Here is a 13,888-nt window from a genome sequence, read left to right as displayed (position 1 = left end):
CAAATTGCTGAAGGTAGTATGACATGAGTAAAGAAATTCTGATTATCGACGATTCGCCATCGGTTCGGCGAATGGTAGCAATGACCCTGCAGCAGGAAGGCTATGAAGTGACCCAGTGCGAGGATGGCGCTGAAGGTCTGGACACAGCCAAGGCCAAACGCTTTGACATGGTCATCACCGACCAGAACATGCCGAACATGACGGGGATCGAGTTCATTCAGGCATACCGCAATGATCCGTCGTCCTCTGGCGTGCCGATCATCTTCCTCTCCACCGAAAGCGAAGGTGACCTGAAAAGCCAGGCCAAAGCCGCTGGCGCGTTGGGGTGGGTGATGAAGCCTTTTGAACAGGCCAAACTGTTGGCCGTAGTGAAAAAGGTTGTCGGCTGATGATTGATGAGGAAACCCAGGAAATCTTCCGCCAAGAAACGGAAGCGCTGATCGAGAGTTTGCAGGAATGCCTGCTGCAGCTTAATTCCACCCCTGAAGATATGGATCTGGTCACGCAGGTGTTCCGCGATCTGCACACGCTGAAAGGCACTGGTGCGATGTTCGGGTTTGCCCGACTGGCAGAGTTTATCCATGACTTTGAAGCGGCCTTTGAACAGGTACGGTCGGGCAATGCGGTTGTGACACCTGATCTGATCGCTGTGTCGCTGAAGGCCTATGATCTGATCGTGGCTCTTCTGGAAGGCGAAGATCCGGCTGCCGAAAAGGACGCTGAACTGAAGGCGGCGCTGTCTGCGGCCACCTCCGGTGATGCGGCCCCGGCAGCAGCTGAGGCTGAGGTGGTTGAAGAGGCCGCAGCTGAAGCGAAGGGCGAGATTGAGGGCTGGAAGCTGCGCTACAAGCTGCCGCCCGAGTTTATGGAAATTGGTGGTAATCCGGTGGCGATCCTGGAGGAATTGCTGGAAATTGGTGGCCCTGACACCAAGGTGGAGGCGATTGTGGATGGTCTGCCCGCACTGGCAGAGCTGAAACCGAATGAGTTGCACACCGCTTGGGAACTCCTCCTGCCTGCAGACGCGGACGAAGAAGAGATCCGCGATGTTTTCATGTTCCACGAGGATTCTATGGAACTGGAACTGACCGCGATCCGCGCAGCAGCTCCCGCTGCAGTTGAAGTCGCAGAGGCTGAGGTAACGGTTGAGGAGGCTCCAGCGGCAGAAACCGCGAAAGCAGAGGCTCCTAAGGCTGATACCAAGAAGCCTGCGGCCAAGAAATCTGGGTCCGCCAACGTGCAGATGCGCGTGTCTGCCGAACGTCTGGATGACATCATGGACCGCGTTGGCGAGTTGGTGATTGCAGAGGCCCGGCTGAGTGATCTGGCGCAGAAGCTGAACGATCCGAACCTGACTGAGGTGGTGGAAGATATCCGCCGTCTGGCGCTGGGTCTGCGCGACACCACAATGGCGATCCGTCTGACCCCGCTATCGTCGATCACTGGCCGTTTCCAGCGGCTGGCGCATGATCTGGCAGGCAAGACCGGCAAGGACTTCGACTTTGTGATTGAGGGCGAAGAGACCGAGCTGGACAAGACAGTGATCGAAAAGTTGTCCGATCCGCTGGTCCATATCCTGCGTAATGCCGTTGACCACGGGTTGGAGGATAACGACACTCGTGTGGCCGCTGGCAAGCCAGCGCGCGGCACTGTGCGCCTGAAGGCATCCTATTCTGGTGCGGATGTGCTGATCTCGGTCCAGGATGATGGTAAGGGGTTGGACCCCGACTTTATCCTTGGTCGTGCTATTGACCGTGGTTTGGTATCGGCAGATGCCAATCTGTCGCGTGGCGAGATCTTCCAGCTGTTGATGGCGCCCGGCTTCTCTACCGCTGAACAGGTGACTGATCTGTCCGGTCGTGGCGTGGGCACCGACGTGGTGAAATCTACCGTTGAGGCGTTGCGTGGTTCGGTCGAGATTGAATCGGAACTGGGCGCGGGCAGCTCCTTCACGCTGCGTCTGCCGCTGACTTTGGCGATCATCGATGGTCTGCTGCTGCAGGTTGGCGAAGACCGCTACACTGTGCCGCTGGCTGCAGTTGAGGGCATCGTCGAAGAGCCTGAGGCGATCCGCGATGGCAGTGATCCCACCACCACCGTCGAACTGCGCGAAAAACTGATTTCGATCATGCGGCTGCGCGAGATTTTTGAAACTGGTGGCGAACGCGCTGAATTCCCCAAGGTGGTTCTGGTGCGCACCGGCGATCAACAGATCGGTTTGGCGGTGGATCGTATCATCGGGTCCTACCAGACGGTGATCAAGCAGCTGTCTCCGATGCACAGCCGCCTCAATGTCTTCTCCGGGGCGACGATCCTTGGCGATGGCGATGTGGCTCTGATCGTGGATGTGGCGCAACTGGTGAAGGCGCAAGGCCTCGACCAAGACGGAAAGGAGCAAGCAGCATGACCCTAGAACTGGTATCTGCAAGCGAAGATGACCTGAAGGATATGGTTGCCTTTGAAATGGGTGGTGAGCTGCTGGTCGTGCCGACCCGCATCCTGCGCGAAGTGCTGGAACCGCCCAAGCTGACCCGTGTGCCATTGGCCGGTCCCTATTCTGCAGGTCTGATCAATGTGCGCGGTGTGGTTCTGCCGGTGGCCGATCTAAGGCCGATTTTCGAGATGGAGCAGAAGCCCTTTGACATCGACACCCGTGTTTTGGTGTTGGAACTGGCACTGGAAGAGGGGACTATGACCCTCGGCGTGATTGCTGAAAAAGTGCATGCGGTTCTGGCGCTGGATCCTGAAACGATTCAGAAGGTTCCGTCCGTTGGCACTCGCTGGCCGCAAGGCGCAATCAAAGGTATCGGCCGTTGGAAAGACCGTTTCGTTAATTTGATCGACGTGGAGAAGATCGCCGAAGAATACCTCGGCGCGATGCCCACGGATGACAGCCTGACTTAAAGGTGGGCCCGAATATGCGCGAACGTTCTATCCATCACAAACAGGCACCTGCTGGGCGCATGCCCTGCTTTTGCCCCACCCCCTATTTGCCGGAGGCCCAAGGTGTTTGAGACCAATACAACTGTGGACGAAGTCCAGAAAACTTATCTGACCTGTGGTTTGGGTGACGAGAAGGTTGCGCTGCCTGTTGTGCGCGTGAAAGAGATCCTGGATCCCAAACCCGTCACGCCCCTGCCGCATACGCCTGATTACCTGCTGGGCTATATCGACCTGCGCGGCGAAAGCGTTCTGGTGGCGGACCTGCGTCTGTTAATGGCACGCCCCTACCGTGACAATGAACCGGACACCCGGATTATCGTGTTGCTGATCAACATGGGCGGCAAGGAACATGCGGTTGGCCTGCGTGCGGATCGGGTGTTTGAAGTGACCCGCCTTGACGACGACCGTCTGGAAGAATTTGCCAACGAAGGCCTGTTGAACTGGGACAATCGTATGGTCGCAGGCGTTGGTCGCCGTGACGGTGGCTTTGTCACGGTGTTGAACCTTGACGGCATGTTCAGTTCTGGCGTGATTTCAGATTTCCATCAACAGGTAGAGGCGGACCAGGGTGCGTACCGGGAAGCGGTATGAGCACAGCAACTTTGGAGGCAGATCGCGCCCTGCAAAAAAAGCTGTGCGAAATCATCACCAGCAAGACCGGCATTCAGCTGCCGGAAAACAAACGCACCATGATCGAAGGCCGGCTGCGCAAGCGTGTCCGTGCCCTCGGGATCCGTGACCTGCGCACCTATCTGAAAATGGTGATGAACGAAGGTCTGCTGGAAACTGAATTGCCGCAGATCATCAATGTGATGACGACCAACAAAACGGACTTCTTTCGTGAAGATGCCCATTTTGACTATCTGGTCCGCACTGTCTTGCCGGGTCAGTCCACCAGTCAGGTGTTCAAGGTGTGGTCTGCCGCCAGTTCCAGCGGCGAAGAGGCTTACACAACTGCGATGGTGCTGAACGAACACAGTAAACGCACGCCGGGGTTCAATTTCTCCATCGTGGGTACGGATCTGTCGACCGAAATGGTGCGCAAGGCCCGTAAAGGCATCTACACCCCTGAGGAAGTGGTGGACGTGCCCGACGACATGCGCGCCCTCTATCTGGAGGAAGGCCATGACAGTGTCGGCCGTCAGCTGACCCGGGTGGTCAAACAGCTGCGCGATCGCGTTGGGTTTGCCCAAATGAACCTGATGGATAAGACCTATCCGGTAGAGAAGATGATGGATGTCGCCTTTCTGCGGAACGTCTTGATTTATTTTGACGAAGCAACCCAGCGACGGGTTGTTTCCTCGGTCACCGATCATTTGAAACCCGGTGGCTATCTGTTTGTGGGGCATTCGGAAACCTCGGTCGCTTCGGATCCACGTCTGATCCAGAAAGCTGCCGCTGTTTTCCGGAAGGAGGCATAACGAATGAATGCAGTAACGAGTGACGAGCAAATCAAGGTGATGATTGTCGAAGACAGCCTCACCGCGCGTACCATGCTCAAGAATATGATTGAAACCCAGCCCGACCTGAAGGTCGTGGACATGGCCAAAGACCCATTTGATGCCGCCGAAAAAATGCGCAAGGGACTGCCGGATGTGATGCTGCTGGACGTGGAGATGCCGCGTATGGACGGTTTGACCTTTCTGCGCCGGATCATGGCCCAGCACCCTATGCCGGTGGTGATCTGTTCCAACCACACTGAAAAGGGGTCTTCTGCCTCGATGAAGGCGCTGGAAATGGGTGCAGTTGAGGTGCTGGCGAAATCCTCCATTGGCGCGTTGTCCAAGGATGACCACGGGATGAATCGTGTTTGCGACGCCGTGCGCGCCGCCGCCCATGCCCGCGTCAGCCCAAAGGCACGTAAACGTCGCCCACCAGCGCGCGACGTGAAACCGCTGAAGAAAGAAACTGCGGACGTGATCATGGCGGCCCGTTCGCCCAACGCACCGCCGGTGCTGCGCACGCCGCCGGTCATCGGCATTGGGGCCTCTACGGGAGGGACCGAGGCGTTGGCGAAAATGCTGCAGATGCTGCCTGCCGACAGCCCACCGATCGCCATCGTGCAGCACATGCCCGAAAAGTTCACAGAGGCCTTTGCCAACCGCCTGAACAAGCTGTGCGCGATTAACATCAGCGAGGCCCGTGACGGCGACAAGATGACCCGCGGCATGGCCGTTGTGGCGCCGGGTAGCCATCATATTATTCTGGAACGTTCGGGGCGCGATTATATCTGCCGTGTCATTGATGGTCCGCCGGTCAGCCGCCACCGTCCTTCGGTGGATGTGCTGTTCCGCTCGCTTTCTATTCAGGCAGGCGGGAATGCCATGGGAGTGATCATGACCGGGATGGGTGACGATGGCGCGCAGAGTTTGCTGGAAATGCGTCAGGCCGGTGCCACCACACTGGCCCAGAACGAAGAGTCCTGTGTGGTCTACGGCATGCCGCGCGAAGCAGTGGAACGGGGCGCGGCAGAAAATGCTGTGCACCTCAACAAGATCGCTGAACATATTCAGGCTTTTGATCGCAACCATCTGGGCCACATCGCAGCGCGGGGGGTACGCTAATGCAACATTTTCGTATCTCTCCACCGCCGCTGCAGGGGTTGAGTGACGGTCCGTTCCAGCGAATGGAAACCGTTCTCAGCGACATTCTGGACAAGCTGTTCTTTGCCTTTGATACCACCAAGACCCTGCGCAAGGGCGTTGCCGATCTGGACCGGCTTCTGGAGCCAGAAAATCTGGTACGGATCAATGAAAAGCAGGTCGCCATTTCCGATCTGATGACGCAGATTGATGAAAACAGTAAAGACGCCAAGGCCTTCGTGCAGGATCTGCGCGACAATGGCCGAAAGATGTCGTCGACCCTGAAAGATCTGTCCAAGATTATTCAGTCGTCGAACATCGTGTCGCTCAACGCCCGCATCATCGCGCAAAGCCATCGCCACAAGGCGCTGGGCGCGCAACTGGTGCGTCTGGCCGAAAGCATTTCGGATATTTCTGGCGATGCGACCAATCTGGTGGCGGAGATGTTTGATGTGATCGACACCATCGTCACCACAACCGAAGATATGGGCCAGAACGTCGAAGCGCGTGCTCGTGCCCTGTTTTCCAGCCTGAAGCCCAAAGCCAAAGCCCTGGAGGCGGCGCTGACCGCATTGGAACAAGGGATGAAAGCGGCCTCTACCGCCTCTTCTTGGTTGTCGGATTATGTGGCTGTCGCAGAAAAAGACGTCTCTGAAGTGATCTCGGCACTGCAGGTTGGCGACCGGTCGCGCCAGCGGGCAGAGCATGTGCGCTTTATTTCGGATCGGGTGGCGCTATACCCGTCACATTCGACCGAGGCGGCCAGTCTGATGTTGCTCGCAAGGGCGCAGATGCAGGAAACGGTGACTGAAACCATCACGGATACCCGCAAAGCGCGGCAGCTCTTTGCCTCTCTGCGGGCGCGGCAGCAGGATTTCCTGACCAAGTGTCATGAGATCGCGGGCTCTTTCCAGAACAGTGCTTATGCATTGTCGGTAGCGGCCATGCCGATGGATCGCAAAGGCTTCGACTTCGCCGCCAACGCCGAGGCAGAGGTCAAGACACAGGAGCGCCTGAATGAGGCGGACACCGCGCTTGCCAGTCGGTCCAAGGTATTGTCGGACAACGCATTCGAGATGCAGCTGGCGGCGCTCAACACCATCATCACTTGTGCCCGAGGGTTCAAGCAGGCGATGGATATGATCATGATCTCGCAGCAGATCAACGAAGTGATCTCGGAGGCGCCGGTGACCTTTGACAAGTTCGCCGACACGATGGAACAGACCAAGGCCAAGATGCAGGCATGGACGGATCGCGAGGCGGCTGAAAGCGAGAACGTCGATCTGAACGCCATGGATGGCGAGGATCCTGCCCTGCGTGAGGCGCGTGAAGTGTTGGAGAAGCTTTTGCCCAGCCTGGAGGCCGACGCGCCGCAGATTGCGAGTGCGATCACCAGCAGTGCCGACGCTTTTGAAAGCTTTGTCGAAGAGCTGGAGCTGCTGGATCAGGTGGAAAAGGTTGCAATGGCACCGCTGCCGCTGGATCCAGAAGCGCTGAGTGAGACATTTCATGCGCATTTGGCGGATATCCACAAGGTCTATACCATGCAGGCAGAGCGTGACATTCAGGACGTGATGTTTGGTCATCTGAAACCGGTGGACGAAGCGGCCGAACAAGCATCTGCCGAAGCCGCAGCGCCCGTTGCTGAAGTGGCCGAGGCGAGCGCCGAGTCAGAGGACGATCTGGACGACATCTTCTTCTGATTGATGGGTGCACTGGAAACAAAACAGGCCGGGGTTCTTCCCGGCCTGTTTGTGTCTGTGCTTGCCGCGCTTTCGGCAGTGGTTTGGCGCTTACCTCTCAGACATCGCTCTGGCGTTTTTGGGCAGGCATGTGCCCGTCCAAAAGAAGGCGCAGCTTTTGCGGAGTCAGGGGTTTGGGGATGTATTCGTTGATTTCGCTGTCGTGACACAGGCGTTCGATTTCCATCGTCATATCGGCGGATACGGCAATGATCGGGGTTTGGGCCTTGTTCAACTGGCGCTCTTCGGCGCGGATGCCGGCGGCCATCTGGAACCCATCCATGATCGGCATATGGCAATCCGATAGCAACAGGTCATAGCTGCCGCTGCGCCAGGCCTTCAGTCCCTCTTCACCGTTGTTGACGGCACGGGCGGTGATGCCGAGTTGAGTCAGCATTCGCAGGGTAATTTCGCGCGTCATGTCGTCGTCTTCGACCAACAGAACCTGGCGGCCAGCACGCGTGTTGGCGGCTGCGATTTGGATCGCGGTTGAGCGGGGTTGCGGCGCGGGCTCAATCGCCGGATCTATTGTGCTGTCCGCCAGCAGATCGGTCACGCAGGCAATGACATGACTGGGGAGGAACTGGACGAGTGGCAGATCTGTTTTCGTTGCCATGTTACGGGGACCGACGCTGGTCGCATCGTCTCGTGTGATGTGCAGAACAGGGATGCCTTCAGGCAGTTCCTGTGTGGTTTCGTCGCCCGCCAGTGTGATGATCAGATCTGGCTGGCGCGTGCTCTCTGTTTGTGTCGCCCGCCAGTTTTGGATCACCCGTCCCCCAGCGCTGTGAATATAGCGTTGCAGACCACCGACCACGGCATGATCCGACACTATCAAGCCCACTACCCGCTGATCCAGTGATCGCAGGCGTGGCAGTTCGCTGGCCCCCATCTGAAAGGGCAGTTGCACTTCAAATGTGGTGCCGACGCCCTTATCGCTCAGGACAGAGATCTGGCCGCCCATCATCTTGATCAGCCTATCTGAAATCGTCAGGCCCAGTCCGGTGCCTCCGACCTTGCGGCGGATGCTGCCATCGTCTTGTGTGAAGGGGCGGAAGATCTTTTCCATCGTGTCGGCCGTCATGCCTATGCCGTTGTCACGCACGGTTATCTGCATAGTCATCTGATCTACCGATATGGACTGCGTGGTCAGGGACACTTCTACCAGGCCAGTATGATCCATCCCGGCGCTGAACTTGATCGCGTTTGACAGCAGGTTGGCCATAATTTGACGCAGTCGCATCGGGTCAGCCTGCACCAGTGGCAGTGCCGGATCACAATAGGGCAATAGGCGCACGCCGCTATCGCTGGCCTGCGTTCGCACAGTGCTAAGCGCATCGGAAAGGACACTTTCCAGCGAGATATCCTGGCGGGTCAGTTCCAGTGTTTCCGCCTCGATACGAGAGAAGTCCAGAATGTCGTCGATGATCCCCAGCAGCTGCCGGGTGGAGCGCTGCGAGGAGTGCAACAGGTCCTCGTCCTCGCGGTCCTGATTCCGCTCTGTCAGCAATTCAATCGCAGCAATCACCGACAAGAGTGGTGAGCGTAGCTCGTGGCTGATCGTCGAGAGGAATGAGGATTTACTGCGATTGCCTGCCTCTGCCAGACGCAGGGCGCGGCGCAGCTCATCTTCGCGGCGTTCAATTTCACTGTAGTCATGCACAACGATCAGAAATTCCAGCGGCACATCACGGCCCTGCGGCAGCGGTTCGATATGAATGGCGATCGGAAAGCGATGGCCGTCGTTATGGATGCCGTTGCAACGCACTGTGGCGGGTGGGGCATTGCGTGCCAACTCGCGCAGACCCGCGTTGGTCAGGCGAATGCTGCTATCACGGCCAAGATCGATGAAACGGTTGATCCGCTGGCCTCTGCCTAGTTCGGGTGCGGTGCCAAACACCGATTTCAGCGCGGGGTTAACCATTTGTACGCGGCCATGAACATCCACCAGAAAGTTCACGTCCTGTGTGGCGTTCAGCGTGGCTGCCATCCGGCGGCGGTGGGCATCAACACGACGTCCCGCCTCTACCATCCACATAAAGATCAGCACGACCATTGCTGACCCGATGGAAAAGGCGGCAATAGTTGCCATGCGCAGGAAGTGCAGAGGGGCATAGGCCGCATCAAACGGTTGTTCGATCGCCACGCCAAAGCCCAGATCCTTGTAATAGTGCCAGGCCCCCACAACTCGCTGGCCGGCGTAGTTGATATAGCCCTCTATATTGCTGCTGTTTTCGCCTCGCAGTGCCTTTTGTACGGGCAGTATATTACGCTGCACCTGCGGAGAATAGCGGCTGGAGCCTTCGGGCCGTAACAACAGGTGGTCGCGTCCATATTGCCAGATACCGGAGGCGCGTAGATCCTCTAGTTCGCTGACATCCGACAATAGCGCGCCTTGCTGATTAAAGGCGTACGCCTGCTTGAAACCGGGAGTGTCGGCGAAATGCATCATCCGGAACAGTTCGCGTTGTGGAAACAGCCGCAGTGCCAGAACAGCGATGATCCGACCTGTTTCATCGCGCAGCGGCGCAGCTACAAAGTTGGTCGCGTTATCACGAATGTCCTTGCTGTTGGTATTGTGAATGTCTGATCGCGTCAGTTGGGTCAGCAATGCTTCGCCAGAAAGCAATCTTTCAAACAACAATGGTTGCGCCAGAAGGAGGTTCGGCGTGCCGATATTGCTGTCGCGTGAAGAAGCCAGACTGGTGCCGTCGCGGGCAATCAGGAAGTAGCCGTTGACGTGGTTCTGATAGAGGAAGGAACCGAAGAATGTTCTTAAATGTCGCTGGGCCGATGCCTGTAACAACGCCTGACGATCATCTTTTAGCGGCAGCAGCGCGCGGGTTGCCCTTAGCAGGGCGGGATCTTCGGCATGTGCTAGAACTTCGCTTTTGCGGGTGTCCATCCAATGGGCAATGGCGCGCTGATTGTTGCGTAGGGTGTTTTCCAACTCGCTTCGCAGCTCGTTCTCGAAATTGCGACGGACCATGTCCGACACCAGAAAACAGCCCACGATTAGGGCCAACAATGCCAGCACCAGCACCGGCAAGTTCGAACCACGTAACTTAAACGACATGCCGCGCCTCAAAGACATGGGGTGTCGGGCGCGACCAAGAAGGGTATGGACAGTACAAGACCCCCGAAACGCGGGACAATCTACAAAGAAATTTCGGCATGTTTTCGTGGCTTCCCTATACTCTCAGGGCGCTTGGGGTCTGAAGTGCATTGCCTTTGAGGTGTCTTTATATGGGCAAACAAAAGCACGCGTGTTGCATTTATACTTAACGTTCTAAGTGCACCCCCGGTAGTGTTTCCATACGAAAGAGAGCGTTTTGGTCGTGCAAGCACCGTCTTTGGTATGTATTTATGTGCTAAATTTCGGAAACTACTGGCTTTTAAATGGACGAGAGGTGCCCGTGCCGGCGAGTGATCCGATTCTACTGTGCCTCTATAGGGATCTCAGGAGGTTCCAGTTTCCTGTCGCGCCTTTGTGTCAATCGGGCTATTGGGGGGACATGGATACACTGTTTGAACTCTTCCTCGTTGCCCCGCCAGGGCTGGAGCCACAATTGCGCCAAGAGGTGCAGGCCTTGGGGTACAAGGCCGCCAAACAGGTGCCCGGTGGCGTCACCATTGAAGGCGGCTGGCCAGATGTGTGGCGGCTGAACCTTTTGTGCCGTGGGGCCACCCGCGTGTTGGCGCGGATCGGTGAATTTCGCGCGTTCCATCTGGCACAGCTGGACAAACGGTCGCGCAAATTTCCTTGGGCTGAGGTTCTCCGCCCTGATGTGTCCATCCGTGTGGAGGTGACCTGCAAGAAGTCCAAGATCTACCACGCAGGTGCCGCCAAGCAGCGGATTGAAAAGGCTATTGCCGAAACACTGGGCGCAGAAGTTTCTGATAAGGGGCAGGTGCAAATCAAAGCGCGGATTGACGATAATCTGGTGACTTTCAGCGTCGATACCTCAGGTGAAACACTGCACAAACGTGGCCATAAGGCTGCGGTGGGCAAGGCACCGATGCGCGAAACTCTGGCCGCGCTGTTCCTGCGTGCGGCAGGATTTGACGGATGCGAACCGGTTTTGGATCCGATGTGTGGTTCCGGCACCTTTGTGATCGAGGCGGCGGAACAGGCGTTGGGTCTGTCGGCGGGTCGTGCGCGCAGTTTTGCCTTTCAGGATCTGGTGTCCTTTGATGAAAACCAATGGTCGCGGATCAAGGCAGAGGTGCTGGCGCCGGTAGATAACCTGTCTGATCTGACCTTCCGCGGGTCAGACCGAAACGAAGGTGCGGTCGCCAATTCCACCGCCAACGCTGACCGCGCTGGTGTTGCGATGCTGACTGAATTTACCCATGCGGCGGTCAGCGATCTGCAGCGTCCCGATGGCCCGCCCGGACTGGTCATTGTGAATCCGCCCTATGGCACACGGATCGGCAACAAGAAGCTGCTGTTTGCCCTGCATGGCGCCCTTGGTGAGGTGTTGAAAGAACGTTTCAGCGGCTGGCGTGTGGGCATTGTCACCTCTGACGCCGCATTGGCGCGGGCGACTGGTCTACCGTTCCTGCAACCGGGGCCGCCGGTGCCGCATGGCGGGCTGAAGGTGAAGCTCTACCAAACCGCGCCGTTGCCCTGATTTGTGGCGCTGCGACCCGTATTCGCCATTGGGCGAATCGCGCCGGATTATGCTAGGTTTTGTGATATGCCCGATACCGCCCCCAATATAAGCGCCGAACAGGCCGAAAACGCTCAGCCGGTGATCCGCCAACTGGACGACGCCGCTATCAACCGTATAGCGGCGGGTGAGGTGGTGGAGCGCCCCGCCTCAGCGGTGAAGGAACTGGTGGAAAACGCCATCGATGCCGGCGCGCGACGGATTGAGATTGCGATTGCTGACGGCGGCAAAACCCTGATCCGCGTCACCGATGATGGCTGTGGCATCACGCCTGATCAGCTGCCGCTGGCCCTGTCGCGCCACGCGACGTCCAAAATTGATGGTTCTGACCTCCTCAACATCCACAGCTTCGGCTTTCGCGGTGAGGCACTGCCGTCACTGGGCGCAGTGGGTCGTCTGACCATCACCAGCCGTGCGGCGGGGGCAGAGGCGGGACAGATCGCCGTCGCAGGCGGCGCGATGGAGGCGGTGAAACCTGCCGCCCTGAACCGTGGGACGATTGTCGAACTGCGCGATCTGTTTTTTGCCACGCCCGCACGACTGAAATTCATGCGCACCGATCGTGCCGAAACGCAGGCGATCAACGATGTGGTCAAACGTCTGGCGATGGCCGAACCCTTCATCGGCTTCACCCTGCGTGACGTGTCCGGTGGTGGTGAGGGGCGCGTGACCTTCCGCGCTGATCCCGAAAGCGGGGATTTGTTTGACGCGTTGCATGGGCGCCTCGCGCGTATTTTGGGGGCGGAATTTGCCGAGAATGCACTGAAGATCGACGCCGAACGCGACGGTTTCATGCTGACCGGCTATGCCGCCTTGCCGACCTATTCGCGCGGCTCTGCGGTGGCGCAGTTCTTGTTCGTCAATGGCCGTCCGGTGAAGGATAAGCTGCTGGTTGGGGCGCTGCGCGGGGCGTACTTTGACTTCCTCAGCCGTGATCGCCATCCGGCAGCAGCGCTGTTTATCGAATGTGACCCGCATCTGGTCGATGTGAACGTGCATCCGGCCAAGTCCGAGGTCCGCTTTCGCGATCCCGGTCTGGTGCGTGGGTTGATCGTGTCGGCCCTGCGCAATGCACTGTCGGGAGCAGGGCATCGCGCCTCAACCACTGTGGCGGATGCAACATTGAACGCGCTACGCCCCGAAGGCATGGGCGCTGGGCCCACGGAGCCGCGTGTCTATCAAATGGACCGTCCGTCGCCCTCGGCTCTCAGAACCAGCTATCAGGGTCAGGCGCCCGAAGCGTTTAACCATACGCAACCGTATGTTTCGCCCCCCAGCGGTTTCGCCGATCTGGCAGGCAGCTATTCCGCACGGGTGGAGGAGGTGGTCGAGTCACCGGCAACCCCAGACGCCCCACCGTTGGAGGCGCTGCCGCTGGGGGCTGCACGGGCGCAGGTGCACGAAAACTACATTGTCGCGCAGACCCAAACCGGTATGGTCATTGTGGATCAACACGCCGCGCATGAACGGTTGGTCTACGAAAAGCTGAAATATCAGATGGCAGAGAACGGTGTCGCCGCGCAGGCGCTGCTGATCCCTGAAATTGTTGAGCTGTCCGAAGGTGACTGTGCCCGCATCTTAGAGATTGCGGAAGATCTGGAACGCCTCGGTCTTGGGTTGGAACAGTTCGGCGGCGGTGCGATTGCGGTGCGCGAAACCCCCGCCATTCTGGGTGAGGTGAACGCGCGTCAACTGGTCCTAGATATCCTAGATGAACTGGCGGACATGGGCGACAGCCAGACCCTGCAAGCGCGGATTGAGGCGATCCTTAGCCGCGTGGCCTGTCATGGTTCCATCCGTTCTGGCCGCCGCATGCGGGCCGAAGAGATGAACGCGCTGTTGCGCGAGATGGAGGCAACGCCGCATTCCGGCCAGTGTAACCATGGCCGGCCCACTTATGTGGAATTGAAACTCAGCGATATTGAACGCCTGTTTGGACGGACCTGAT

General features: G+C 58.0%; 10 protein-coding genes. 9 read left to right on the top strand and 1 reads right to left on the bottom strand.

Annotated features, from left to right (window positions below):
* Positions 1-23 precede the first annotated feature (23 nt).
* The 7 genes from MHM86_RS15050 to MHM86_RS15020 all read left to right on the top strand — a co-directional run bounded on the left by MHM86_RS15050 (position 24) and on the right by MHM86_RS15020 (position 7,228).
* On the top strand, positions 24-389 hold the full coding sequence (locus tag MHM86_RS15050; RefSeq protein ID WP_058319403.1) for a response regulator: 366 nt from the start codon (positions 24-26) through the stop codon (positions 387-389).
* Positions 389-2,407 (top strand): chemotaxis protein CheA, encoded by a 2,019-nt coding sequence (locus MHM86_RS15045; protein ID WP_239200979.1) that lies wholly within the window; start codon positions 389-391, stop codon positions 2,405-2,407. The genes MHM86_RS15050 and MHM86_RS15045 overlap by 1 nt, the downstream gene beginning before the upstream one ends.
* Entirely contained in the window at positions 2,404-2,904 is a 501-nt protein-coding gene (locus tag MHM86_RS15040; protein ID WP_239200977.1) for a chemotaxis protein CheW, read from the top strand. Before MHM86_RS15045 ends, MHM86_RS15040 begins: the two co-directional genes overlap by 4 nt.
* Positions 2,905-3,006: 102 nt before the next feature.
* On the top strand, positions 3,007-3,534 hold the full coding sequence (locus MHM86_RS15035; RefSeq protein ID WP_239200975.1) for a chemotaxis protein CheW: 528 nt from the start codon (positions 3,007-3,009) through the stop codon (positions 3,532-3,534).
* The gene (locus tag MHM86_RS15030; protein WP_239200974.1) at positions 3,531-4,364 is read left to right on the top strand and encodes a protein-glutamate O-methyltransferase CheR; all 834 of its coding nucleotides are present in this window, start codon (positions 3,531-3,533) and stop codon (positions 4,362-4,364) included. The genes MHM86_RS15035 and MHM86_RS15030 overlap by 4 nt, the downstream gene beginning before the upstream one ends.
* 3 nt (positions 4,365-4,367) lie before the next feature.
* A complete protein-coding gene (locus MHM86_RS15025; RefSeq protein ID WP_239200972.1) occupies positions 4,368-5,507 on the top strand; it encodes a chemotaxis response regulator protein-glutamate methylesterase in 1,140 nt (379 codons plus the stop codon).
* Positions 5,507-7,228 (top strand): hypothetical protein, encoded by a 1,722-nt coding sequence (locus tag MHM86_RS15020; protein WP_239200970.1) that lies wholly within the window; start codon positions 5,507-5,509, stop codon positions 7,226-7,228. The genes MHM86_RS15025 and MHM86_RS15020 overlap by 1 nt, the downstream gene beginning before the upstream one ends.
* Positions 7,229-7,325: 97 nt before the next feature.
* Here the strand turns inward: MHM86_RS15020 and MHM86_RS15015 are convergent, their stop codons facing one another.
* Entirely contained in the window at positions 7,326-10,343 is a 3,018-nt protein-coding gene (locus MHM86_RS15015) for an ATP-binding protein (protein ID WP_239200968.1), read from the bottom strand.
* A gap of 439 nt (positions 10,344-10,782) precedes the next feature.
* Here MHM86_RS15015 and MHM86_RS15010 point away from each other — a divergent pair, with 439 nt between their 5' ends.
* Both MHM86_RS15010 and mutL read left to right on the top strand, forming a co-directional pair.
* Positions 10,783-11,901, top strand: coding sequence for a class I SAM-dependent RNA methyltransferase (locus MHM86_RS15010; RefSeq protein ID WP_239200966.1), 1,119 nt, complete (start codon positions 10,783-10,785; stop codon positions 11,899-11,901).
* Between the two features lie 66 nt (positions 11,902-11,967).
* Positions 11,968-13,887 (top strand): DNA mismatch repair endonuclease MutL, encoded by a 1,920-nt coding sequence (gene mutL, locus MHM86_RS15005; RefSeq protein WP_239200964.1) that lies wholly within the window; start codon positions 11,968-11,970, stop codon positions 13,885-13,887.
* The last annotated feature ends 1 nt before the right edge of the window (position 13,888 follow it).

This window comes from Thalassobius sp. Cn5-15 (assembly GCF_022347685.1).
Taxonomy (GTDB): Bacteria; Pseudomonadota; Alphaproteobacteria; order Rhodobacterales; family Rhodobacteraceae; genus Thalassobius.
This window is presented reverse-complemented; position numbering and strand designations above follow the sequence as displayed.

Bases quoted from the DNA above. Each gene is read 5' to 3' on its own strand.
- MHM86_RS15015 (WP_239200968.1), bottom strand. From the start codon at position 10,343: ATGTCGTTTAAGTTACGTGGTTCGAACTTGCCGGTGCTGGTGCTGGCA.
- MHM86_RS15010 (WP_239200966.1), top strand. From the start codon at position 10,783: ATGGATACACTGTTTGAACTCTTCCTCGTTGCCCCGCCAGGGCTGGAG.
- MHM86_RS15020 (WP_239200970.1), top strand. From the start codon at position 5,507: ATGCAACATTTTCGTATCTCTCCACCGCCGCTGCAGGGGTTGAGTGAC.
- MHM86_RS15030 (WP_239200974.1), top strand. From the start codon at position 3,531: ATGAGCACAGCAACTTTGGAGGCAGATCGCGCCCTGCAAAAAAAGCTG.
- mutL (WP_239200964.1), top strand. From the start codon at position 11,968: ATGCCCGATACCGCCCCCAATATAAGCGCCGAACAGGCCGAAAACGCT.
- MHM86_RS15045 (WP_239200979.1), top strand. From the start codon at position 389: ATGATTGATGAGGAAACCCAGGAAATCTTCCGCCAAGAAACGGAAGCG.
- MHM86_RS15025 (WP_239200972.1), top strand. From the start codon at position 4,368: ATGAATGCAGTAACGAGTGACGAGCAAATCAAGGTGATGATTGTCGAA.
- MHM86_RS15040 (WP_239200977.1), top strand. From the start codon at position 2,404: ATGACCCTAGAACTGGTATCTGCAAGCGAAGATGACCTGAAGGATATG.
- MHM86_RS15050 (WP_058319403.1), top strand. From the start codon at position 24: ATGAGTAAAGAAATTCTGATTATCGACGATTCGCCATCGGTTCGGCGA.